Source organism: Aeromonas sp. CA23 (assembly GCF_002587065.1).
In the GTDB taxonomy this organism is placed as follows: Bacteria; Pseudomonadota; Gammaproteobacteria; order Enterobacterales; family Aeromonadaceae; genus Aeromonas; species Aeromonas bestiarum.
The window spans coordinates 5,067,473-5,090,502 of sequence record NZ_CP023818.1; the positions used below are offsets into that span (position 1 = coordinate 5,067,473).

The window sequence follows — 23,030 nt, forward strand, 5'->3', positions numbered from 1 at the left end:
CAGCAATGACATGTCGCACAAGGATAAGGCCCATGACTCAATCATTCTTTGGCAATCTCTTCGGCAACGGTAGCGCTCATACCTTGCAACAAGCACAACTGACCCAGTTGATCGGCGCCACTCGCACCATTTCGCAGGGGATCGCGCAGGGTGAACAGCCGACCCTGCTGGAACTGGGCATACTGGACGGCCCGCTGCGGGAACTCTGTCAGGAGTTCAACCAGGTCATCACGCTGCTGGGCCAGCGGCTCAGCAGCGGGCTGGCGGCCATCAGCGCAAACCAGGCCCTGTATGACGAGAACCTGCGGGTGCGCAAGGCTCTGGATGGCGCCTCGACCAATGTGATGATCGCCGATACCAACCTCGACATCGTCTACATGAATGAAGCCGTGCTCGCCATGCTGGGGCAGGCGGAATCCGACATCCGCAAGGATCTGCCCAACTTCGACACCAGACATCTGATGGGCAAGAACATAGATACCTTTCACAAGGATCCGTCCCACCAGCGCAGCATGCTGGCCAAGCTGGACAAAACCTACCGCGCGCAGATCTCGGTCGGTGGCCGCATCTTCTCCCTGATCGCCAACCCTGTCTTCAACGACAGCGGGGAGCGGCTTGGTTCAGTGGTGGAGTGGGCCGATCGCACCAAGGAGATCGCCATCGAGAATGAGGTGAAAGCGGCCAACGCCGCGGCCAAACTCGCCGCCGCCGAGAGCCTGCGAGTCAAGAGGGCGCTGGATGGCGCCACTACCAACGTAATGATTGCCGACACAGATTTGAACATCATCTACATGAACGAGTCGGTCAAAGAGATGCTGAGCCTGGCTGAGTCCGACATCAGGAAGGAGCTATTCAGCTTCAATTCGTCCAACCTGATGGGGGCCAACATCGACAGCTTCCACAAGAATCCCGGCCATCAGCGCAGCATGCTGGCCAAGCTGAACAACACCTACAAGACCCAGATCCTGCTCGGTGGACGCACCTTCTCGCTCATTGCCAACCCGGTGTTCAGCGACGATGGCGAGCGACTGGGCTCTGTGGTCGAGTGGTCTGATCGCACCAAGGAGGTCGCGATCGAGCGGGAGATGTCGGAAATAGTGCAGGCGGTGATCAACGGGGAGCTGCACAGACGCATGGATCTGGTGGGCAAGAGTGGCTTCTTCCAGACTCTGGGAGAAGGCATCAACCGCATCGCAGAGGTGATAGACACCAGTCTCAACGACGTGATCCGGGTGGTGCAATGCCTGGCGCGGGGAGACCTGACCCAGACGATCGTGGCCGACTACCCCGGGGTATTTGGCACCACCAAGGACTCCCTCAATCAAACCATCATCTCACTGACCAACATAGTGACCGAGGTAAGGAGCGCGTCCGACAACCTCTCCAGCGCCTCGGAACAAGTCAGCGCCACCGCCCAATCAATCAGCCAGTCGAGCAGTGAGCAGGCATCCAGCATGGAGGAGACCAGCGCCTCCATCGAGCAGATGAGTGCCAGCATCAACCAGAACACAGACAACGCCCAGGTCACGGACGGCATGGCCAGCAAGGCGGCCAAGGAGGCGGTGGAAGGCGGCGAGGCGGTCAAGCTCACGGTCGATGCCATGAAGCAGATTGCCAAACGGATCGGCATCATAGATGACATCGCCTACCAGACCAATCTGCTGGCCCTCAACGCCGCCATCGAAGCCGCCCGCGCGGGGGATCACGGCAAGGGCTTTGCAGTGGTCGCCGCCGAGGTTCGTAAACTGGCGGAGCGCAGCCAGGTAGCGGCCCAGGAGATAGGCGAGCTGGCCTCCAGCAGCGTTGACATGGCGGAAAAAGCGGGTCGTCTGCTCGATCAGATGGTGCCCTCCATCAACAAGACCTCGGATCTGGTGCAGGAGATCAGCGCCGCCTCCGCCGAGCAATCCACCGGCGTCAGCCAGATCAACATCGCCATGAATCAGCTGAGCCAGGTGACCCAGCAGAATGCCTCCTGCAGCGAGGAGCTGGCGGCCACGGCAGAGGAGATGAGCAGCCAGGCCGAGCAACTGCAACTGGCCATGGAGTTCTTTACCCTGGAGCAACACAAGGGCGGCACGGGTCAGAAGACTACTGCCCCCCGGACCGCGACCCGAGGGCGTTTCATCACCGACGGCAATGGACAAGATGGCTTCAATGGATCCCCTCGCCCCCACAACGACGCTGATTTTGTCCGGTTCTAAGCAAGGTACCGGGTGAGTCATGCTCACCCGGTACGCCCCTATCACCACAGGGAGTCCGTCCGTGTATCAGACCCAGTTGCATGATGATGAATTTACGCAGTTTCAACGCTGGATCCACCAAACGGCGGGCATAGATCTGTCACCGGCGAAGAAGGCGCTGGTTGCCAGCCGGCTATCAAAACGGCTCTGTCACTACGAACTGGAGAGCTATGGCGACTATTTCAGCCTGATCATGAATAACCGGGGGCCAGAGCTGCAGATCGCGCTGGATCTGCTCACCACCAACGAGACCTACTTTTTCCGGGAGCCAAAGCACTTCGAATTTCTCAGCGAGAAGGTGCTGGCACGGCTGCCAAAAGAGCGGGCGGTGCGCATCTGGAGCGCGGCCAGCTCGTCCGGCGAAGAGCCTTACAGTCTGGCCATGACGCTGGCCGACACGCTGAGCCAGGGCAATTGGGAGGTTATTGCCTCGGATATCTCGACCCGGGTGCTGGAGCAGGCCAGGTCGGGGCAATACCCCATCGAGCGGGCCCATAATATTCCGCTCTCCTTCCTGATGAAGTACTGCCTGAAGGGCGTCGGCTTTCAGGAGGGGACCTTCATCATCGATCGCAAACTCAGGGACAAGGTGCAATTTCATCACATCAACCTGAATCAGGAACTGCCCGACATCGGCATGTTCGACATCATTCTGATCCGCAATGTGATGATCTATTTCAATCGGGAAACCAAGGGGCAGGTGCTGCAGCGCCTGGTGCCACGCTTGAAGAAGGGAGGCTACCTCATCGTCAGCCATGCGGAGAGCCTGAACGGTCTGCCCCACGGTTTGCAACTGGTGTCGCCCTCCATCTACCTGAAACCCTGAGGGTTTCAAGATGAAAGAGATAGTGCTGCAACCAGGAGAGTTCTTTTTTGGTCAGGACGATACCATCATCCGCACCCACCTGGGCTCCTGCGTGGCCATTACCATGTGGCACCCTGAGCAGAAACGGGGTGGCATGTGCCACTACATGCTGCCCAGCCGTGGCCACAACGATGACGGGCTGGATGGCCGCTATGCGGATGAGGCAATCCAGTTGTTTATCAATGAAATAAGCAAGTACCCCGCCCCCATTCACGAATACGAGGTCAAGTTGTTCGGCGGCGGCAACATGTTTATCGAACAGCAGACACTCAACACCATGAATGTGGCCATTAAAAACATCAAGGCGGCCTGGCAACTGACGCAGCACCTGGGGTTGTCGATCAAGGCTCATCATCTCGGACATGCAGGACACAGAAGCCTGATTTTTGAACTGGCCAACGGCAATGTCTGGGTACGCCATCACCGGCTGCCGCATCGTTAAGGGAACTGGGCTATGAAAAAGATCAAGGTCATGCTGGTGGATGACTCCGCCGTGGTCAGGCAGGTATTGCAGGCCATTCTGGAACAGGAGCCTGATATCAAGGTGATTGCCACCGCGTCTGACCCGCTGTTTGCACTGGAGAAGCTGAAAAAAGAGTGGCCCGACGTGATAGTGCTGGATGTAGAGATGCCGCGCATGGATGGCATCACCTTCCTCACCAAGATCATGGCCGAACACCCCACCCCAGTGGTGATCTGCTCTTCCCTCACCGAGAAGGGGGCGGAAACCACGCTGCAGGCCATGGCCGCCGGCGCAGTGGACATCATCACCAAGCCCACTGTCGGCCTCAAAAGCTTTCTGCAGGAGTCGGCGCAAGCGCTGGCCATGGCGGTGCGCGCCGCTGCCCAGGCCAATGTCAAACAACTGGGCAAGGCGCCTGTGGCCACAGTCGCCGCCAAACTCAACGCCGACGCCATCATGCCCGCAGCCAGCCAGCATGCCATGGCCCAGACCACGGAGCGGATCGTGGCGATCGGCACCTCCACCGGCGGCACCCAGGCGCTGGAAGCCGTGCTGACGACCCTGCCTCGCGTCTGTCCCGGCATCGTCATAGTGCAACACATGCCGGAGAAGTTCACCGCTTCCTTCGCCGAGCGGCTCAACAATATATGCCAGATCGAAGTCAGGGAGGCGAAGAGCAATGACAGGGTCATTCCGGGCCTGGCGCTCATAGCGCCGGGGGGCAAGCACATGCTGCTCAAGCGCAGCGGCGCCTACTATCACGTCGATGTGATGGACGGCCCCCTCATCAACCGTCATCGCCCCTCGGTGGACGTGCTGTTTCGCTCAGTGGCCAAGTTTGCCGGCGGCAATGCCACCGGCATCATAATGACGGGGATGGGAGATGATGGTGCGCGCGGGCTAAGAGAGATGCTGGAGGCAGGCGCCAACACCTTCGCCCAGGATGAGGCCTCCTGCGTGGTGTTCGGCATGCCCAAGGAGGCCATCAAGCTCGGGGCCGCCCGCCACATACTGCCACTGCAGGATATTCACCACGCCATAGTGGGTCGCTAGCAGGCAGCAGCCATATGAGGCGACACGGCCCGGCATCACCGGGCTTTGCTGTTTTAATACGGCATGTCATCGAGCAGCGCGAACAGCCGATCGATCTCGGCCTGCGTGTTGTAGTGCATGCAGCCCACCCGCAACACTCCCTCACTCACCCCCAACTGTTCCACCAGCGCCAGCGCATAGAAGTGGCCGGCCCAGCTGCATACCTGATGCTGGCCGAGATACTCGGCCATCTCGGTCGGCGTATGGCGGCTCGAGGTGATGGCAAAGGTCGGGGAACGCCCCAGGCTGTCGTTGATGCCGTGCAGGGTGAACCAGGGCCGTTCGGCCAGCCTGGCCAGCAGATGGGCGCCGAGCTGCTGCTCATGGGCCCGGCTGCGAGCAAATGCCAGATCGAGACGCGCCTCAAGATCATGTTCGGCGGCGTCCAGCCCGGACAGCGAAGCCAGATATTCGACCGTCGCCTCCACCCCGGCCAGGGCTTCCCAGTTCTGGGTGCCAGTCTCCCACTTGTAGGGCGCCACATTCTTGGCCGGTTCGACTTTGTAGGGTGTGAAGCGCTCCAGATGACGGTGCTTGCCATACAGGATGCCGAGGTGCGGGCCGAAGAACTTGTAGGCGGAGCAGCCGAGGAAATCACAATCCCAGGCCTGCACGTCGATGCGCTCGTGGGGCGCAAAGTGGACCGCATCCACATACAGCAGAGCCCCGACTCCGTGCACGGCATCGGCGATGCGGGGAATATCAACCAGGGTGCCCGTGGTATTGGATGCCGCTGTGACCGCCACCAGCCGGGTCTTGGGGCCCAGCAGCGTCAGCAGATGCGCATAGTCGAGCCCGCCGCTCGCCACATCCACCCGCACCTGATGCACCACAACGCCGCGATCGGCCGCCGCCTGCTGCCAGCTCGACACGTTGGAGTAGTGATCCAGCGCGCTGACGATGATCTCGTCCCCCGCCTGCCACTCCCGAGACAGGGCACGGCTGACCGCAAACGTCAGAGTGGTGAAGTTGGCACCAAAGACGATCTCTTCAGCCCGATCCGCCCCCAGCAGGGTCGCCACGGCCTGCCTTGCTCGCTGCGCCTGCTGCTCCGTGGCGCGGGCCGAGAAGAAGGGACCACCCAGGTTGGCGTTGAAGTGGCCGAGATAGTCGGTCATGGCCGTGAGCACGGGGCGAGGCACCTGAGCGCCGCCCGGGCCGTCGAAGAAGATGGGGGTCTTGCCATCAACCAGTTGATTGAGGGCGGGAAACTGGCCGCGCAACACGGCGATATCGAGAGCCTGCATAGAAGAGTCCACAGTCCATGTTAACAGTTGAATAACATGGTGAGAGTAAAATGGTGCAGCAGCAATGTCCATCCGTGAACCGGTCAACCATCACAGTTACAAGATGAGGCCATATTTTCAGTAGAAAATGCTAAGGAGTCACACACGGCCCCGCCCGCCCCATCAGTGCCTGCCGGCACGGGTCTCTCGTCGTATTCATGCCGGGAATCGACATAGAAGTCGTTGATAAGGATGAAAAATGAGCGAAAGATATCAAAAAATGACCGACTCGCACTTTTTTGTCGCCAGATATCACCAGAAGGGGTTCACAAAGCTGCCGGATCTGATAGTATGCGCCTCGCACTTGGGGAGGGGTTCCCGAGCGGCCAAAGGGATCAGACTGTAAATCTGACGGCTCTGCCTTCGAAGGTTCGAATCCTTCTCCCTCCACCATTCAAGTGCAAAAGTAGTGACAATCAGGAAATACCCCGTGGAGGGGTTCCCGAGCGGCCAAAGGGATCAGACTGTAAATCTGACGGCTCTGCCTTCGAAGGTTCGAATCCTTCTCCCTCCACCATTTTCCCGATTGCAATGGCTGAATAACCTATGCTTTGCCCCTGTGGAGGGGTTCCCGAGCGGCCAAAGGGATCAGACTGTAAATCTGACGGCTCTGCCTTCGAAGGTTCGAATCCTTCTCCCTCCACCATCATTTAAAAGACCCGGCCCAGTGCCGGGTTTTTGCTTTGTAAAAATGACTCCATTTGACACTGTCAGATCTGACAATTGCATCAGCTACTCTTTTTGGAAACAGTAGTGCTCACACAGTTCGGAGTCATGGATCGCCATGTTTGAGATTTGGGATGAGACGGGACAGGCAAACGGCTTGACGCTACCACAGTTGCGGCAGCGGCTGGCCAGCTATCGAGGCGAGGTCATGGTGCGCTACACCAATCGCATCGGCCTGCCGACGACTCTGTTCCTGACCGTCGATCAGGGACTGGCTTACCAGCGCTTCAAGGCGGATAAACCCCTGCTCGACTGGGCCTGGCTGGCGCAAGCCGTGCAGCCAGAACCTCACCGGCAACCCAGGTTGTCACCACTTGATGCTCTCTTCCGCTAAACACCAGCCAGAATAATAATCAGATGGATCCGAAACATAGAAGGTTAAGGGTCATATTATGTCATTCAATATCAAGTTTTCATTTATAAACATCATGAACTGCAGTGGATACCTTGATATGGAGTAAATATAAAAATAAACAGTCAAACATTATCGTTTCATTACCTTTATTCACGACAGTCGTCATGGTGTCTGTCTTTATCAAACGGGTATCAAACCGGCTCTCTTTTGGCATCACAAAAATAATGGCGCCAAAGTCGGTCAATATATTTACCCCGGCCGAGACTTGCGACTGACTCTCCTGTACCGTATTGGCATCCAGATCGAACCCATCCTCCTGCTTTGGCAATACCGGAATAAAGCGGACCCTGAAATAGCGCTCCTTGTCCCCCTCTCCCATAAACAGCAGCCGGGTCGCCTGCACCCCGTTGGCCGGAATAATCATGCGGGACGGGTTGGCAATCAAGCGCCCGGCGTCTCTCGGTCAGCTCGGCCGACTCCTGCGGCTGGCCCGCCGCGTCGTAGCTGATCTCATGAATGGCAACCTTGACGAAGGCGGTCGCATCACCCTGATTACGAATACGCTTCAAATAAGTGCTCTGCTGACCAGACATATAGTCATAAAGTGTGCCTATGCTGATTTCGGCCGATGCCAGCGCGTTGCCGCTGAATATCAGCGACAGGATAAAATATATTTTATTCATGACGATTCCAGACTGGTTTTTACATGCAGATGTTTGTCTTGTTACGATGATTGATTAACAACAGACAAACTGGCTGCATATCATTGGAGCCAGTCTATTTAGCACCAGGGGGGAAGTTAATCAGAATAGTCCTATATTGACTTGGCAAATTCAGCCGAATTATCAGAGGATTCCTACAGAGCATCCCCCTGTCCCTCCTGTATGATGCGCAGCCATATCCGTCTATCAGGTGAGTGCCATGTTTGCGTTCAAAGAAGAGTATCCGATGAGTGACATGGCAACCGTGGCGGTGGCCGAGGTGGCCGTGCCCTTTTACCAGCCGATCATAGGCCGCGACCGTCAGGTCAAAGGCTATGAGGTACTGGCCCGGCGCTGGGAGCCGGCGCAGCAGAGTTATCAGGGCATCGACTTTCTCTCCCTCAGCCAGGATGAATCCCTGCATCTGGACATCGTCATGCTCAGGGCCATCATGCGCGATCTGCCGACCCTGGCGAAGGCTGGCCCCTATCTGCTCTCCATCAATCTCAACCCGACGCTGTGCAGCCCGACCTATCAGAACCTCTTGCTGCTGGTGCTGATCCAGGCTCACAAGGTGGGCATGGAGATCTGGTTCGAGGTGCTGGAGCACGCCCCGCTGCACAGCAAGCACAGGGCGCTGATCGAGGTACTGCGCGCTCATGGCGCCCACATCGCCTGTGATGACTTCGGCACCCAGGAGTGCAACTTCCAGCGGGTGATGGCACTGCCCTACGAGATCATCAAGCTGGATCGCTCCCTGCTGCTGCAGGCGGCGCGTACACCCCATGCCTTCAAGATGCTGACCGGTCTGGTGGAATACCTGCAGCGGCTCGGCATGAAGGTGGTGTGTGAAGGGGTCGAGACACTGCAACATATCGAGATAGCCAACCGGCTCGGCTGCGACTACCAGCAGGGCTACGCCTACGCCATGCCCTCCCCCCTCTCCCGCTGGGCCTGATCGGACCGGACATTCATCGCGGCTCGCGCCGGCAACCATTGCCTGCCAAATTGCATGATGGCGTGGGGGCGAGTACAATCTCGCACCCCGTATATCAGGTGCATCCCCTGTGATCCTGCATAATGATGTACGCCATCGGGTAGTTGTGGCGCGAGCGCCGTCTCGCACCACGGCTCAACCAATCCGGCGCCATCAGGTGGCGCCGTCCTGATTTGCAATCAGATACTAAGAGTCCAACATGTTCAGACCAGAATTGCTCTCCCCCGCCGGGACCCTCAAGAATATGCGTTACGCCTATGCCTATGGCGCCGACGCCGTCTATGCGGGCCAGCCGCGTTACAGCCTGCGGGTACGCAACAACGAATTCGATCACGAAAATCTGCAGCTCGGCATCAACGAGGCCCACGCGCTGGGCAAGCAGTTCTATGTGGTAGCCAACATCCAGCCCCACAACTCCAAGCTCAAGACCTTCATCCGCGACATGCGCCCCGTGGTGGAGATGAAGCCGGATGCGCTGATCATGTCAGACCCGGGTCTCATCATGATGATGCGCGAAGCCTTCCCGGATATGCCCATTCACCTCTCGGTGCAGGCCAACGCGGTCAACTGGGCGACGGTGAAGTTCTGGCATCAGATGGGCCTGACCCGCGCCATCCTCTCCCGCGAGCTGTCACTTGACGAGATCGAAGAGATCCGCATGCAGGTGCCGGAGATGGAGCTGGAAGTGTTCGTCCACGGCGCCCTCTGCATGGCCTACTCAGGCCGCTGCCTGCTGTCCGGTTACATCAACAAGCGCGACCCCAACCAGGGTACCTGCACCAACTCCTGCCGCTGGGAGTACAAGGTGCACGAGGGCAAGGAAGATGACGTGGGCCAGATAGTCCACCGCCAGGAGCCCATCGCAGTGCGCCCGGACAACACCCTGGGGCTCGGCAAGCCAAGCGATGCGCTGGTGCTGCTGGAAGAGTCCAACCGTCCCGGTGAATACATGACGGCGTTCGAGGACGAGCACGGCACCTACATCATGAATTCCAAGGATCTGCGTGCCGTCGAGCACGTGGAGCGCCTGACCAAGATGGGGGTGCATTCGCTGAAAATTGAAGGCCGCACCAAGTCCTTCTACTACTGCGCCCGCACCGCCCAGGTCTATCGCAAGGCCATTGACGACGCAGTCGCCGGTCGTCCGTTCGATCCGACCCTGATGGGCACCCTCGAAAATCTGGCCCACCGTGGCTACACCGAGGGCTTCCTGCGCCGTCACAACCACAGCGAGTACCAGAACTACGACTACGGCTACTCGGTCTCCGACACCCAACAGTTCGTCGGCGAGATCACCGGTCGCCAGGGCGACATGGTGGAAGTGGAAGTGAAAAACAAGTTCCTGGTGGGCAACAGCCTGGAGCTGATGACGCCGCAGGGCAACGTCAGCTTCAATCTGGAGCAGATGCAGAACCGCAAGGGCGAGCTCATCGACACGGCGCCGGGCAACGGCCACGTGGTCTATGTGCCTGTTCCCAAAGAGATCGACATCAACTACGGCATACTGCTGCGCAACCTCGGCGATCGCCAGGACACCCGTCAGCCGCACTCGGCGGCCTGATATGTCCCTGCTCATCACCGACAAGTGCATCAACTGCGACATGTGTGATCCCGAGTGTCCGAACCAGGCCATCAGCCTGGGTGAGGAGATCTACGAGATAGATCCCAGTCGCTGCACCGAGTGCGTCGGTCACTATGAGAAGCCGACCTGCATCAGCGTCTGCCCCATCGATTGCATCATCTGGGATCCCGCCCATGTGGAGACCGAGGAGCAGCTGCTGGAGAAGTTTGTGCGGATGCACAGGCAGTAGCATCAGCGTCTGCGGCTCATAGACTGCATCATCCGGGATCCCGCCCACGTGGAAACCGAAGATCAGTTGCTGGAGAAGTTTGTCAGGATGCACCGACCATAAACGGTCGGCAGGCCGCAACAACGTCATAGAAAAAGCCCCGCATGCGGGGCTTTTTGGCGTTTGGTGCTGGCCGTGGCTAGACGTATTCCATAAAGACCCGGGAGGTAAGCTTGGTGATGAGCTCGTAGGGGATGGTGCCAATCTCGTCGGCGACCCGCTCCACCGGCAGCCCCTCACCCCAGAGCACGGCTTCGTCGCCGGCCTTGTCGGTGGCGCCCGGCCCCAGATCCACAGTGGTCATGTCCATGGAGACGCGGCCCACCAGCGGCACTATGCGGCCATTGACCAGCACTGAGGTGCCGTTGGGCGCCATGCGCGGGTAGCCATCACCGTAACCTATGGCGATGACGCCGAGCCGGGTATCCCGGTCCGACACCCAGTTGGCGCCATAGCCCACAGGTTCACCCGCCTTGTGATCCCGCACCGCGATCAGCTGGGTCTTGAGGGTCATCACGGGTTGCAGGTCGTAATCCGCCGCCACCGTATTGGGGAAGGGGGATACGCCGTACAGGATGACGCCGGGGCGCACCCAGTCGCAGTGGGAATCGGGCCAGGCCAGGATCCCCGCCGAGTTCGCCATGGCCCGCTCGCCCAGGAGTGGCGCCGTGAGGCGACTGAACAAGTCGATCTGCTCGCGGGTGGTCGATTGTTCGAGCTCATCGGAGCGGCTGAAGTGGGTCATGATGTTGAACGGCTGCACCACGTTCTTGCACCTGGCCAGACGCGCGATAAAGGCGGGCATCTCGTCGCTGCGCACCCCGAGCCGGTGCATGCCGGTGTCGAGCTTGAGCCAGGCCACCACGGGAGCCGGCAGTTCGGCCTGCTCCAGCGCTTCGAGCTGCTCCCAGGTGTGCACCGCAGTTTGCAAATTATTGGCCGCCAGCACCGGCAGATCAGCGCTGGAGAAGAAACCCTCCAGCAGCACGATCGGTTTGACCACGGCGCAGGAGCGCAACATCAGCGCCTCTTCGATACGGGCCACTGCGTAGGCATCCGCATCCACCAGGGTGCGGGCGACCGGCAGCAGGCCATGGCCATAGGCATTGGCCTTGACCACGGCAATGATCTTGCAATCGGGGGCATGCCGTTTTACCACGGCGAGGTTGTGGCGCAGGGCCGCTGTATTGATTTGGGCAATAGCCGCTTTCATCTGTTTTCCCTTACGAGGGCATGATGGCGCGTGAATGCGCCAGGCACCGTGTGGTGTCAGCCCTTAATTGTCATCGTCTAAGGCCGGACCGGCATAATTGTCGAACCGGGAAAACTGTGTCTTGGATCTGGGGGGACCCAGGCACCGATATGGGTGCGCAGACCGACCCCTACTTAGTAATCGTCATCAAACGCCGGACCGGCATAGTTGTCGAACCGGGAGAACTGGCCCTGGAAGGTGAGGCGCACCCGGCCTATGGGGCCGTTACGCTGCTTGCCTATGATGATCTCGGCAATCCCCTTGTCAGGGCTGTCATCGTGATACACCTCATCACGGTAGATAAACATGATCAAATCCGCGTCCTGCTCTATGGAGCCGGATTCCCGCAGATCCGAGTTGACCGGGCGCTTGTCCGCACGCTGTTCCAGGCTACGGTTGAGCTGGGACAGCGCGACCACGGGGCACTGCAACTCTTTTGCCAGCGCCTTGAGGGAGCGGGAGATTTCACCTATCTCCAGGGTCCGGTTGTCTGAAAGCGCGGGCACCCGCATCAGCTGCAGGTAGTCGATCATGATCATTGAGAGGCCGCCGTGCTCACGGGCGATGCGGCGCGCGCGGGAGCGCACGTCGGTCGGGGTGAGGCCGGAGGCGTCATCTATGTACATCTTGCCCTTCTCGAGCAGCAGCCCCATGGTGGAGGAGAGGCGCGCCCAATCTTCGTCGTCGAGCTGACCGGTCCGCACCTTGGTCTGGTCGATGCGCCCGACCGAGGCGAGCATACGCATGATGATCTGCTCGGAGGGCATCTCCAGCGAGAAGATGAGTACCGGTTTCTCGGCGGTGAGCGCCGCGTGCTCGCACAAGTTCATGGCAAAGGTGGTCTTGCCCATGGAGGGGCGGGCCGCCACGATAATCAGATCCGAGCGCTGCAGACCGGCGGTCATCTTGTCCAGATCCCCGTAACCGCTGGAGACCCCGGTCACCCCGTTGTGGGGGGTCTTGAACAGCTCTTCAATCTTGTCGACCGTCTGCTCGAGGATCAGCTTGAGGGGCTGGGGCCCCTCGTTGGCGCTGGTGCGCTGCTCGGCGATCTGGAACACCTTGCTCTCGGCCAGATCGAGCAGATCGCCCGAGGTGCGTCCCTGCGGCTCGTAGCCTGCTTCGACTATCTCGTTGGCGACCGAGATCATCTCCCGCACCACCGCCCGCTCACGCACGATTTCGGCGTAGGCATTGATGTTGGCGGCACTCGGGGTGTTCTTGGCGATCTCCACCAGATAGGCGAAGCCACCGGACTCTTCCAGCTGCTCCGAGCGTTCCAGCTCCTCTTGCAGGGTGATGAGATCTATGGGGTTGCCCACATTGGAGAGGCGGGTCATGGCCTGGAAGATCAGCCGGTGAGGACGGCTGTAGAAATCCTTGTCGATCACTCGTTCGGCGACCCGATCCCAGGCGTCGTTATCCAGCATCAGGCCGCCCAGTACGGACTGTTCGGCCTCAAAAGAGTGGGGAGGGACTTTCAGCTGTTGTGTCTTGGCGTCTTTTTTCGCCGTCACTTGCTCTGCCATACACATAAAAACCGCAGCGGGAAGGGGACGGGAATTTTACAAAAGAAACCCCGCCATCGCGAGTGCTAATGCACGCTATTCACTTCTGGCTGGTGCAACCCTCCTCCTGATGGTGGCAGGCACCGCTTGCCGATGAACTGTGCCGGGGGATCACCCCGGCCTCATACCATGAGGAAGGGCCAGACCAGGGTCTGGTCATGGGGCTTGGCTCTCGTCTTGTTGCGCAGCTTGCGCTCCTTGCGGCTCGGTCGTCGACTTTTCATTGCGCTGCTCCTCTGATGCCCCCGATCGGGACAATCTGTTCATGAATAATTCATGCCAACCATGTTAATCATAGTCGCAAGCTGCAATACAACGAGGGACAGGCAGCCTGCCATGCGCCTCGCTGAGCTTGCCAAAGCAGAGCATGCCCCACCCACTGATGAGAGTGAAAAGAGTCAAAATGAAAAAGATGCTGACCCTGTTTGCCGTGATCCTGGCCATTGGCCTGGGGGCACCCATTGCCGAGGCCAAGAAGTTTGGCGGCGGTAAATCCTTTGGCAAGAGCTACAAGACGGCTCCGGCCCAACCGGCGGCCAAGCCCGTCGACACCAAGAACCCGGCGGTCGGGGCTCAGGCCGCACCGAAGAAGGGTGGCATGATGGGCGGTCTGCTCGGCGGCCTGCTGGCCGGTGGCCTGTTCGCCTACCTGCTGGGTAGCGGTGCCTTCGAAGGCCTGCAAGGCATGGACATGCTGCTGATCGCCGCTCTGGCGCTGGGCGCCGTCTTCCTGTTCCGCGCCATGCGCAGGAGCAAGGCGGCCTCGCCCCAGCCACAGGCAGCCTACGCCGGCTATCAGCCGCCATCGGCCGCCCCCCAGCAGTTCGAGCAGAGCAACAGTGCGCCGCAAGCGACCGGCTTTGCCGACAGCGACGTGCCCTTCCGTCTGCCGCCAGGTTTTGACATGAACGGTTTCCTGTCAGGTGCCCGTGATCACTACCGCACCCTGCAAGAATCCTGGAATAAAAACGATCTGGAAAAGGTACGCGAGTACGTGAGCCCTGAGCTGTTCGAGCAGCTCAAAGCCGAACGTGCCGAGCTGACCGGTGAGCAGCATACCGAAGTGATGTATGTGGATACCCAGCTGGTGCGTGCCGACTACGGCAGCGACTGGGCCCAGGTCAGCGTGCGCTTCAGCGGCCGCTACATGGATCGCCAGGAGCAGGTCGAGGAGGACATCAAGGAGGTGTGGCACCTCGAACGCAACCTGGCCAAGGACAATGCGCCCTGGCACATAGTCGGCATCGAGCAGCTGTAAGCACTCCCTTGTCTGCGATGACAACAGAGGCGGCCCCGGGCCGCCTCTGTTATTTTTGAGTCCCCATCTCCCCTCTCCGCCTCCCTCCCCCTGGACACCCCTGCCATTGACACCCCGTGGTGGCTATGAGAATGGTGCCTGATTGTGTAGTATGACCGACCTTTTTTTGTTCAATTTCCGTTCACCGAGGCGTGGTCCATGGCTCTCTCTTTTCTGCGTCACAGCAACCTGCCTCGTCTGCTGGCCAGCCTGCTGTGCTGCGCCTCCTTGATCCTCATCTCCCTCGCCACCCTCTACTGGCAGACCTGGTCTCTGACTCGCCAGCAGGCACAGACCGCCGCCGAGCGCGCCATGGTGCAGATCGACAGCGCCCTGCGCCACTCGACCCAGGCGGCAAGGGCCGCCCTGCCGCTGGCGAGCCGGCCCTGTGCCGAGGTTGCCCGCGAGCTGCGGGTGCTGGTCGCCACCTCCCCCTATGTTCGCTCGGTCAACCTCTCCCGCCACGGCCGCCTCTACTGCTCCTCCATCTTCGACGAGATAGACCTGAGCGATGAGCTGCAAGACGGCCAGCACGAGCGGTTCAAGCTCAGCGCCGTCACCCGGCTCGGGCGCAAGCCCTCGCTGCTGTTCTATCACCTGAGTGAAGGGGATCATTCGGTGATGGTCGCCATCAACCCCTACCACCTGAGCAAGCCGTTGCAGTGGCGGCTCGCCGGCGCCCATAGCTGGGTGCAGATCGGCGAACAGTGGCTCGACCTCCAGGGCAAGATCCACGACGGCCAGCCCCCAAGATTGCGGGGATTCAACTATCGGCTCAACTCGACCGCGTTCGACTACAACCTCAACCAGGGATTCCCCTTGCATGCCGTGCTGGCCCTGACCCTGCAAAAGCAGGGCTCCCTCATCATACTGATCCTGACGCTGGGCGGCCTGGCCGGCCTCGCCACCTACCGCTGGTGGAGCCATATCTCGACCCCGACCCTAGAACTCAAGCGCGCCATCATCAAGCAGGAGTTCATCCCCTATCTGCAACCCATCGTCTTCAGCAAGAGTGGCCAACTGCATGGCTGCGAGGTGCTGATGCGCTGGCAACACCACCGCCAGGGGCTGATCCGGCCGGATCTCTTCATCCCGCTGGCGGAGGAGAGCGGCCTCATCATACTCATGACCCAGACCCTGATGCAGCAGGTGCGCCTGCAGTTCGCCCCCCACGCGGCTCAGCTGCCGACCCGCTTTCACTTCGGCTTCAACATCTGCGCCCAGCACTGCCAGGATCTCAGCCTGATCGATGACTGCCGCGTCTTCCTCGCCGCCTTCGCCGGCAATCCGATAACCCTGGTGCTGGAGCTGACCGAGCGGGAGCTGATCCCCCCCAGCCAGCTGACCGACCGGCTGTTTGGCGAGCTGCGGCAGATGGGGGTCAAGATAGGGCTGGACGACTTTGGCACCGGCCACTCCAGCCTCACCTATCTGCAGCAGTTTCACGTGGATTATCTCAAGATCGATCAGAGCTTCGTCGCCATGATAGGCACCAATGCCCTCTCCCGTCATATTCTTGACAGCACCATCAGCCTGGCCACCCGGCTGGGGCTGGAGACCATAGCCGAAGGGGTCGAGACCCAGGAGCAGGCGGACTTCCTGACCGAGCGCAACGTCAACTACCTGCAGGGCTATCTCTATGGTCGCCCGCTCACCCCGGCACAGTTTCTGCGACTGCTGCCCGCCGTCACCACAGAGCCGGCGGCCCGGCCCGGCAGTGCCTGATCCCTGATACAGCCAGCCACAGATATGGCGATGTGAAACTTGTCATTAGTCTGTAGTCATGGCGTTGCGCAATCTCGCAAACGTTTGTTCGCTTTATTAATGTGCAGTAGCTCAAAGGAATCAGCTCTCTTTATTTCCAATTATTGCTTTTTGCCTAGAATCGCCACACTCCTGTCATGCAGGAACGATATACAGGACAATAACAACAAGAGGATTATTACCGATGAAGAAGACGCTACTGGCCGTCACCGTCTCTATTACCCTGTTCGGGCTGACCGCCTGCAATTCAGAAAACAGCAGCAAGGAACATATTCCGCTGGATCTGACCATTGCCCACATCAATGATACCCACGCCCACCTGGACCCGACCGAAAATGCGCTGGCCATCCAGCCCACCGGCCAGGAGCTGTTCAAGTTCAACGCCAAGCTGGGCGGCTATCCCCGCCTGAAGTTCAAGCTGGACGAGCTGCGCAGCCAGGCTGCCAATGAAGGCCGCAACTTCATGGTGCTCAACGGTGGCGATGCCTTCCAGGGCACCCTCTACTTCACCCAGTTCAAGGGGGAAGAGGAGTCTCGCCTGCTCTCCGACATGGGCATAGATGCCATGGTGCTGGGCAATCACGAATTCGATCTGGGCAACCAGGCTATTAAAGATTTCGTCTCACGGGTGAATTTCCCTGTATTGGCTTCCAATATGGTGAAATCCAGTAGCGCCACCCTGAAAGACAGTGAAAATATTCATGAATATGTCATTAAGGAAGTAAATGGCGAGAGCGTGGGTATTTTCGGGCTGGTGCTGGAAAATATGCATGACATCTCTTCACCGGATACCGATACCCAATTCCTGCCGATGATTGAGACCGCCCAGAAAATGGTCGACACCCTCAAGTCAAAAGGCGCCAACAAGATCATCATGGTCACCCATATCGGGCTGCAAAATGACCAGGCCGTCGCCAAGGCCGTCAACGGTATCGACCTGATCGTTGGCGGTCACTCCCAGACCTTCCTCGGCGACATCAACGAGATCAACAGCGTCGGATACACGGCCCACAACCAGAACCCGGCCGACGACAACACCTATGCCCAGCTGATCAACAATCCGGACGGCGGCAAGACCTGTATCGTGCAGGCCGGCGAATGGGCCAAGGGCTATGGCCTGGTCAACGTCTCCCTGAGCAAGGAAGGCCAGATCACCAAGTGCGAGGGTCGCAACACCCTGATGACGGGCGACGACTTCACCAAGGAAGTGGCCAAGAAGAAGGTGCCCCTGACCGGCAGCGAGCAGACCAATGTGGTCGACTTCATCACCAAGTCACCCGTCATCGAAATCGTGCCGGAAAACACCGCCATGCGCGATGTGATCGACACAGAGTACAAGCCGGCCGTGGCCGAGCTCGAGGCCAAGATCATCGCCGAGGTGCCGACCAAGCTGCCCCACGTGCGCGTGCCGCTCACCCCGGATGGCGCGGGTCTGATCGATCCCCTGGTGGCCGAATCCCTGTACTGGAAGCTCAACAAGCTCAACACCAAGGTCGACTTCACAATCCAGAACGCCGGTGGTGTGCGCGCCGATGTGAACGCGGGCCCGCTCTCGGTCGGTTACGTGATGGGCACCCTGCTGCCGTTTGGCAACAAGATCGCCGCCTTCAACCTCAAGGGCAAGGACGTGCGCGCCACCCTGGAGTACGCCGTTGACTACTCCATCGGCCTGGAGACCGGGATCGGCGCCTCCAGCGGTGCCTTCCCCTACGTCGGTCACCTGAGCTACAGCTATGACGGCAAACTGGCCAAGGGTTCCCGTATCACCAAGCTGGAGCTGCTGGATGCCAACGGCCAGTGGCTGCCGCTGGACGACGAGAAGGTGTACCGGGTCGGTGCCAACACCTATATCGCCTCCGGCAAGGATGGCTACAACGGCCTGCTCAAGCGCGAAGAGCTGCCCAACAAGGGTGACTATGTCGACTCTGGCGTCGGTGAGAACGAGATGTTCATGGAGTACGCCGAGTCCCAGGGCACCCTCAATCCGCTGCCCTATGCAACCGTGACCTACAACAAGCCCTGATCCGGCTCACAACCTGCTACAACGGCGCCTGAGGGCGCCGTTTTTATGGCATACTCCCCGCCAATCGATGCCGAGGAGACCCTTTTATGGCGAAGTACGACAAGATATCCCCCGAGACCCAGCAGGATGCGCTGAAGATCGCCCGCGCCAACCAGAAGCCGGGACAGACCAAGGAGCAGACCCAGCTGATCGCCCAGGGGATCCAGAAAGGCATAGACGAGTACAAGAAACAGATGAAGGCGCGGGCCCGGGAGGCCAGTCGTCAGAAGAAGTTGCAGAGCAAGGCGAAGCAGCAACCGCACACCGAACAGGTAGAGGAGAGCGAGATCGAACTTGTCGAGGTCTCCCGCCAGCACCCCCTGCCCTGGCTCCTCTTGCTGCTGAGCTGGCTGGGCTTTGCCGCTGCCTGGTTCTGGTTGCGCTGATCCCCCGATGGCAAGGCGTTGCCCGGGATCACTTCCAAAGCTTGAACCCGCGCCACGGCGCCTCGCCGGCCAGGGCTGATCCCATACCGCCGCGGATCGTCATCGCACCGGCCCTGTACAATCACTGAACCCCGACCCCATTTACCCACCGTCTGGAGAACACCAACCATGAACCCGGCTCCGCTCTATCTGCTGGCACCTCTGGTGCTGTTTATCGTGACTCTGGTGCTCTATCGCATCTCGCCGCTGCGGGCCGTCGCCGCCGGCAGCGCCCGCTGGTTTATCCTGCCCGCCTTCACCCTGTTTATCCTGCTGATCATCATCAATGGGGCGGCGGATCCAAGCCTGCGCAACCCGGCCTTTCACTGGCTGATGCCGGGGCTCGGCTTTGCGCTCAGCCTGTTTCCGGCCCTGCCCAAGGCACTGGTGCCGCGTCTGGCGATCAAGGAGGGGGCCTTTGCCGCCCTCGGCCTGATGCTGATGAGCCTGGCCATGGTCTACTGACATCATGTGCTGAACACTTTTGCATGACCCAAGGGGCGCTCTGTGACGAGCGCCCCTTGTACAAACAATGGCCGGCAGGCATCTTGGTGGGAGGATAGCCAGCAAGGAGGCCAAATGGACAATCCGCCCGATTTCATGGCGCAGTGGGATTACAAGGATCCCGCCGCCAGCGCCCTGCGTTTCCATGCTCTGTTGCCCGAGGCGCGTGCCGCCGCCGACCTGCAACTCGAACTGGAGCTGCTCACCCAGATAGCCCGCACCCATTCGCTGCAACGCCAGTTTGCCGAGGCGCACCAGCTGCTCGACGAAATAGAGCCCCGCCTCACCGATGCCACCCCGCGAGCCCGCCTTCGCGCCCTGCTGGAGCGCGGCCGCACCTTCAACTCCGCCGGCGACAAGGCCAGTGCCAGAACCCTGTTCGAGCAGGCCTGGCAGCAGGGGCTCAAGAGCAAGGAGCTCTATCTCGCCATCGATGCGGCCCACATGGTGGCCATAGCCGCACCGCTGGAAGAGCAGAGCCGCTGGCACCAGCTGGCGATGGAGTTGGCGGAGCGCAGCCAGGATAAAAAAGTGCGCGGCTGGCTGCCCAGCCTCTACAACAATCAGGGCTGGACCCTGTTCGAACTGGGCCGCCTGGAAGAGGCCCGCCAGTGTCAGCAAAAATGCCTGGCCTGGCACGAACAGAACCACAACCCGGCCAAGGCCTTCATCGCCCGCTGGAGCCTGGCGCGGCTGACCCGGGCACAGGGCTTGCACGAACAGGCGCTGGCCGAACTGACGCAGTTGCAGGCGGAGATGGTAGAAGCCGGCGAGCCGGAGGATGGCTATCTGTTCGAGGAGCTGGGGGAAAATGCACTGGCACTGGCTGACCCGGCCGCGGCCGAATACTTCGCCCGCGCCTGGTTTCTGCTGTCACAGGATCGCTGGCTCAAGGCTAACGAGGCAGAGCGACTGGCCAGGCTCAAGCAGTTGGCCAAGCTCTAGCAAACAGCCTCTAGCAAAGCAGCGGGGCGGCCAGTTGGTCGCCCCGAACACTTCACTTCCAGAGTGACGAATACCATATCGGCCCCCATCTCAGACCAGGCTAGCCTCTTCCCAACTCTGTTTCTTGCGATAGATGGGAGGATTGGGGGGCTGATCTCCAGCCGCGCCGCCTTGGGGATATTGCCGTCATAGCTGGCGATGGCCTGCTCTATGGTCTCCTTCTCCACCGGCGGCCCAATCGGAGCATTGACCATGCCCCGCCACTCAGACCAGGCTCGCCTCTTCCCAGCTCTGTTTCTTGCGATAGATGGTGGAAGGGCTGATCTCCAGCAGGGCCGCCGCCTTGGGGATATTGCCGTCACAGCTGGCGATGGCCTGCTCTATGGTCTCCTTCTCCACCAGCCAGAGCGGGCGGATCGGCGTATTGAGCAAAGGTGCGGCGCTGCCGCTGGCCGTGCTGACCGGCGCCATGGCCGCCGTCAGGCCCCTGCGGCCGCTGAGCGGCGGCGGCAATATGTCCGGGCTCACCAACTCGCGATCGTTGAGCACCACTATGTTGCGCACCACGTTTTGCAGCTCGCGCACGTTGCCGGGCCAGGGGTAATCGAGCAGCACCCGCGCCGCCTCGGCATCGAAATCCTTGAAGCGTTTGTTCTCTTCCCTGGCGTAGCTCTGCAGCAGGTTGCGGGCCAGCAGCAGTATATCCTCGCCCCGCTCGCGCAGCGGTGGCAGGCTGAGGGGGATCACGTGCAACCGGTAGTAGAGATCCTCGCGAAAACGCCCCGCCTTCACCTCCACCAGGGGATCCCGGTTGGTAGCGCAGACGAAGCGCACGTCCACCGTCTCCAGCTTGCCGCTACCGACCCGCTGCAGGGTGCCGGTCTGGATGAAGCGCAGCAGCTTGCTCTGCAGGTCGAGATCCATCTCGCAGATCTCGTCCAGAAACAGGGTGCCACCGTCCGCCAGACTGGCCGCCCCCTTGCGATCCCCCTGGGCACCGGTAAAGGAGCCCTTCACGTGACCGAAGATCTCGCTCTCCATCAGGTCGTGGGGAATGGCGGCGCAGTTGAGCGCGATGAAGGGCTGTTCGCTGCGGGGACTGCACTGGTGAATGGCCTCGGCGCACACCTCCTTGCCGGTGCCGCTCTCCCCCGTGATGAACACGGTCGCCTTGCTCGGCGCCGCGCTCTCTATGATGCGATAGACGGCCTGCATCGGCATGGAGGCACCGATGAAACCGGCGAACGAGCTGCGCTCGAAGTTCTCCCGGTACTGGGCCACCAGCGAACTCAGCTGCTGGTGCTTGAGGGCATTGCGGGCGGTGGCGCACAGCCGCTTGCCGTCGAACGGTTTGGTCAGGAAGTCGAAGGCGCCGAGGCGCATCGCCTCCACCGCCACATCCACCGAGCCGTGGGCGGTGATCACCACTACCGAGCAGGGCAGTTGCTGCTCGGTGATCTGCTGCAGAATGTCCATGCCGGACATGTCGGGCAGTTCGAGGTCGAGCAGCACCACGGGTGGCGGGCTGGTCAGCAGCTGCGCCAACGCCTGCTGACCACAATCGGCCAGCACTACCTCATAGCCATCCTGGGCCAGATACTGTTCATAGACCACCGCCAGACTGCGGGTATCTTCCACCAACAGGACTCGAGGTTTGCTTTCAGCCACGGGAGCCATCCTTGCAATTGATTTTGTTGTCTATTTCGGGTCTTGTACGCCATGTTAGCACAGTTGGCGACTCTCTCTTTTATCCCGCCATTCGCCGGGAGATACAAGTAAAAACGGCTCCCTAAGGAGCCGTTTTTTCAACGATGAGCGCTTACTTCTTGGCGTTGTCGCCATCGGCAGCCGGCTTCTCGATCGCCAGCAGCTCAACATCGAACACCAGCACGGCATTGGCCGGGATGGAGCCTGCACCGTGCTCGCCATAGGCCAGCTTGGACGGCAGGAAGAACTTGAACTTGGAACCCACCGGCATCAGCTGCACGCCTTCGGTCCAGCCCGGGATCACCTGATTGAGCGGGAAGGTGGCCGGCTCGCCGCGATCGACGGAGCTGTCGAACTTGGTGCCGTCGGTCAGGGTGCCAGTGTAGTGAACCTTGACGATGTCGGTAGCCTTCGGCTTGGCGCCGGCACCCATCTTCTCGACCTGGTATTGCAGGCCGGATTCGGTGCTCTTCACGCCTTCTTTTTTGGCGTTGGCAGCCAGGTACTCTTCACCCTTCTTCTGGTTATCCACGGCATCCTTGTCAGCCTTGGCCTTGGTCAACTCGTTGATCTTGGCGTCGTACTGCTGCAGAACCTTCTGGATTTCCTCGTCAGTCATCTTGGCTTCTTTGCCCAGACCGTCGGTCACACCCTTGAGGATGACGCCGTTGTCCAGTTTGATGCCGAGTTCCTGCTGACGTTCCAGGGTATTGGCGATATAACGACCCATGGAGAGGCCAATTGCATAGCCGGATTGCTCTTCAAAGCTCTTAGCATCAGCCTTGGGGGCCTCTGCCGGCTTGCTGGCTTCTGCCTTGACCTCTGCGGTATTCGCAGCAGTCTTCTCGTCTTTTTGGCAAGCAGTCAGACTCACGGCAACTGCCGCAGCCAACAGGGACACCTTCAGAAAATTGTTCATCAGTTTCTC

At 60.0% G+C, this 23,030-nt stretch carries 21 protein-coding genes and 3 tRNA genes; 17 read left to right on the forward strand and 7 right to left on the reverse strand.

Annotated elements, in window-relative coordinates:
- The first annotated feature begins 32 nt into the window (after nucleotides 1–32).
- From CK910_RS23390 to CK910_RS23405, 4 genes are all read left to right on the forward strand, one after another.
- On the forward strand, nucleotides 33–2,204 hold the full coding sequence (locus CK910_RS23390) for a methyl-accepting chemotaxis protein (protein WP_098984920.1): 2,172 nt from the start codon (nucleotides 33–35) through the stop codon (nucleotides 2,202–2,204).
- A gap of 61 nt (nucleotides 2,205–2,265) precedes the next feature.
- Complete coding sequence (locus CK910_RS23395; RefSeq protein WP_098984921.1) at nucleotides 2,266–3,069, forward strand: CheR family methyltransferase; 804 nt, start codon at nucleotides 2,266–2,268, stop codon at nucleotides 3,067–3,069.
- Between the two features lie 10 nt (nucleotides 3,070–3,079).
- Nucleotides 3,080–3,550, forward strand: a complete 471-nt coding sequence (cheD, locus tag CK910_RS23400) for a chemoreceptor glutamine deamidase CheD (RefSeq protein ID WP_043135062.1) — start codon at nucleotides 3,080–3,082, stop codon at nucleotides 3,548–3,550.
- Nucleotides 3,551–3,562: 12 nt separating this feature from the next.
- A complete protein-coding gene (locus CK910_RS23405) occupies nucleotides 3,563–4,624 on the forward strand; it encodes a protein-glutamate methylesterase/protein-glutamine glutaminase (RefSeq protein WP_098984922.1) in 1,062 nt (353 codons plus the stop codon).
- 53 nt (nucleotides 4,625–4,677) lie between these two features.
- Here CK910_RS23405 and CK910_RS23410 read toward each other — a convergent pair whose 3' ends face one another.
- The gene (locus CK910_RS23410; RefSeq protein ID WP_098984923.1) at nucleotides 4,678–5,910 is read right to left on the reverse strand and encodes a cysteine desulfurase-like protein; all 1,233 of its coding nucleotides are present in this window, start codon (nucleotides 5,908–5,910) and stop codon (nucleotides 4,678–4,680) included.
- A gap of 347 nt (nucleotides 5,911–6,257) precedes the next feature.
- Between CK910_RS23410 and CK910_RS23415 the strand changes: the two genes are divergently transcribed.
- The 4 genes from CK910_RS23415 (at nucleotide 6,258) to CK910_RS23430 (ending at nucleotide 7,009) form a co-directional block, all read left to right on the forward strand.
- Nucleotides 6,258–6,342, forward strand: a tRNA-Tyr gene (locus CK910_RS23415).
- Nucleotides 6,343–6,381: 39 nt separating this feature from the next.
- A tRNA-Tyr gene (locus tag CK910_RS23420) sits at nucleotides 6,382–6,466 on the forward strand.
- A gap of 44 nt (nucleotides 6,467–6,510) precedes the next feature.
- Nucleotides 6,511–6,595, forward strand: a tRNA-Tyr gene (locus tag CK910_RS23425).
- A gap of 138 nt (nucleotides 6,596–6,733) precedes the next feature.
- Entirely contained in the window at nucleotides 6,734–7,009 is a 276-nt protein-coding gene (locus CK910_RS23430; protein WP_098984924.1) for a hypothetical protein, read from the forward strand.
- Between the two features lie 212 nt (nucleotides 7,010–7,221).
- Here CK910_RS23430 and CK910_RS23435 read toward each other — a convergent pair whose 3' ends face one another.
- A complete protein-coding gene (locus CK910_RS23435) occupies nucleotides 7,222–7,713 on the reverse strand; it encodes a hypothetical protein (RefSeq protein WP_253852781.1) in 492 nt (163 codons plus the stop codon).
- A gap of 238 nt (nucleotides 7,714–7,951) precedes the next feature.
- On the opposite strand from CK910_RS23435, the gene CK910_RS23440 reads away from it, so the two are divergent.
- From CK910_RS23440 to CK910_RS23450, 3 genes are all read left to right on the forward strand, one after another.
- The gene (locus CK910_RS23440; RefSeq protein ID WP_043554692.1) at nucleotides 7,952–8,689 is read left to right on the forward strand and encodes an EAL domain-containing protein; all 738 of its coding nucleotides are present in this window, start codon (nucleotides 7,952–7,954) and stop codon (nucleotides 8,687–8,689) included.
- Between the two features lie 238 nt (nucleotides 8,690–8,927).
- Entirely contained in the window at nucleotides 8,928–10,289 is a 1,362-nt protein-coding gene (gene trhP, locus CK910_RS23445; RefSeq protein WP_005311829.1) for a prephenate-dependent tRNA uridine(34) hydroxylase TrhP, read from the forward strand.
- Between the two features lies 1 nt (nucleotide 10,290).
- Complete coding sequence (locus tag CK910_RS23450; protein WP_021140912.1) at nucleotides 10,291–10,539, forward strand: YfhL family 4Fe-4S dicluster ferredoxin; 249 nt, start codon at nucleotides 10,291–10,293, stop codon at nucleotides 10,537–10,539.
- A 178-nt stretch (nucleotides 10,540–10,717) separates the two neighbouring features.
- Here CK910_RS23450 and alr read toward each other — a convergent pair whose 3' ends face one another.
- Both alr and dnaB read right to left on the reverse strand, forming a co-directional pair.
- On the reverse strand, nucleotides 10,718–11,791 hold the full coding sequence (alr, locus tag CK910_RS23460) for an alanine racemase (protein ID WP_042867015.1): 1,074 nt from the start codon (nucleotides 11,789–11,791) through the stop codon (nucleotides 10,718–10,720).
- A 173-nt stretch (nucleotides 11,792–11,964) separates the two neighbouring features.
- The gene (gene dnaB / locus CK910_RS23465; RefSeq protein ID WP_042034999.1) at nucleotides 11,965–13,359 is read right to left on the reverse strand and encodes a replicative DNA helicase; all 1,395 of its coding nucleotides are present in this window, start codon (nucleotides 13,357–13,359) and stop codon (nucleotides 11,965–11,967) included.
- Nucleotides 13,360–13,801: 442 nt separating this feature from the next.
- Between dnaB and CK910_RS23475 the strand changes: the two genes are divergently transcribed.
- The 6 genes from CK910_RS23475 (at nucleotide 13,802) to CK910_RS23500 (ending at nucleotide 20,395) form a co-directional block, all read left to right on the forward strand.
- The gene (locus CK910_RS23475) at nucleotides 13,802–14,656 is read left to right on the forward strand and encodes a Tim44 domain-containing protein (protein WP_042867014.1); all 855 of its coding nucleotides are present in this window, start codon (nucleotides 13,802–13,804) and stop codon (nucleotides 14,654–14,656) included.
- A 198-nt stretch (nucleotides 14,657–14,854) separates the two neighbouring features.
- Nucleotides 14,855–16,420 carry an EAL domain-containing protein gene (locus tag CK910_RS23480; protein WP_098984926.1) on the forward strand — a complete coding sequence of 522 codons (1,566 nt, stop codon included), beginning with the start codon at nucleotides 14,855–14,857 and terminating at the stop codon, nucleotides 16,418–16,420.
- 223 nt (nucleotides 16,421–16,643) lie between these two features.
- On the forward strand, nucleotides 16,644–18,482 hold the full coding sequence (locus CK910_RS23485; RefSeq protein WP_098984927.1) for a bifunctional metallophosphatase/5'-nucleotidase: 1,839 nt from the start codon (nucleotides 16,644–16,646) through the stop codon (nucleotides 18,480–18,482).
- A gap of 86 nt (nucleotides 18,483–18,568) precedes the next feature.
- The gene (locus CK910_RS23490; RefSeq protein WP_098984928.1) at nucleotides 18,569–18,907 is read left to right on the forward strand and encodes a DUF2956 domain-containing protein; all 339 of its coding nucleotides are present in this window, start codon (nucleotides 18,569–18,571) and stop codon (nucleotides 18,905–18,907) included.
- Nucleotides 18,908–19,075: 168 nt separating this feature from the next.
- Nucleotides 19,076–19,411: a hypothetical protein gene (locus CK910_RS23495; protein ID WP_042035006.1), complete on the forward strand. Its 336-nt coding sequence runs from the start codon at nucleotides 19,076–19,078 to the stop codon at nucleotides 19,409–19,411.
- Between the two features lie 114 nt (nucleotides 19,412–19,525).
- Nucleotides 19,526–20,395: a tetratricopeptide repeat protein gene (locus CK910_RS23500; protein WP_098984929.1), complete on the forward strand. Its 870-nt coding sequence runs from the start codon at nucleotides 19,526–19,528 to the stop codon at nucleotides 20,393–20,395.
- Here CK910_RS23500 and CK910_RS24625 read toward each other — a convergent pair.
- From CK910_RS24625 to fkpA, 3 genes are all read right to left on the reverse strand, one after another.
- Nucleotides 20,392–20,649, reverse strand: coding sequence for a helix-turn-helix domain-containing protein (locus tag CK910_RS24625; protein WP_098984930.1), 258 nt, complete (start codon nucleotides 20,647–20,649; stop codon nucleotides 20,392–20,394). The two genes, CK910_RS23500 and CK910_RS24625, sit on opposite strands and share 4 nt — an antisense overlap.
- Nucleotides 20,650–20,659: 10 nt before the next feature.
- Nucleotides 20,660–22,063: a sigma-54-dependent transcriptional regulator gene (locus tag CK910_RS23510; RefSeq protein ID WP_098984931.1), complete on the reverse strand. Its 1,404-nt coding sequence runs from the start codon at nucleotides 22,061–22,063 to the stop codon at nucleotides 20,660–20,662.
- A gap of 151 nt (nucleotides 22,064–22,214) precedes the next feature.
- Nucleotides 22,215–23,021 (reverse strand): FKBP-type peptidyl-prolyl cis-trans isomerase, encoded by an 807-nt coding sequence (fkpA, locus tag CK910_RS23515; protein ID WP_043135170.1) that lies wholly within the window; start codon nucleotides 23,019–23,021, stop codon nucleotides 22,215–22,217.
- Nucleotides 23,022–23,030: the final 9 nt, after the last annotated feature.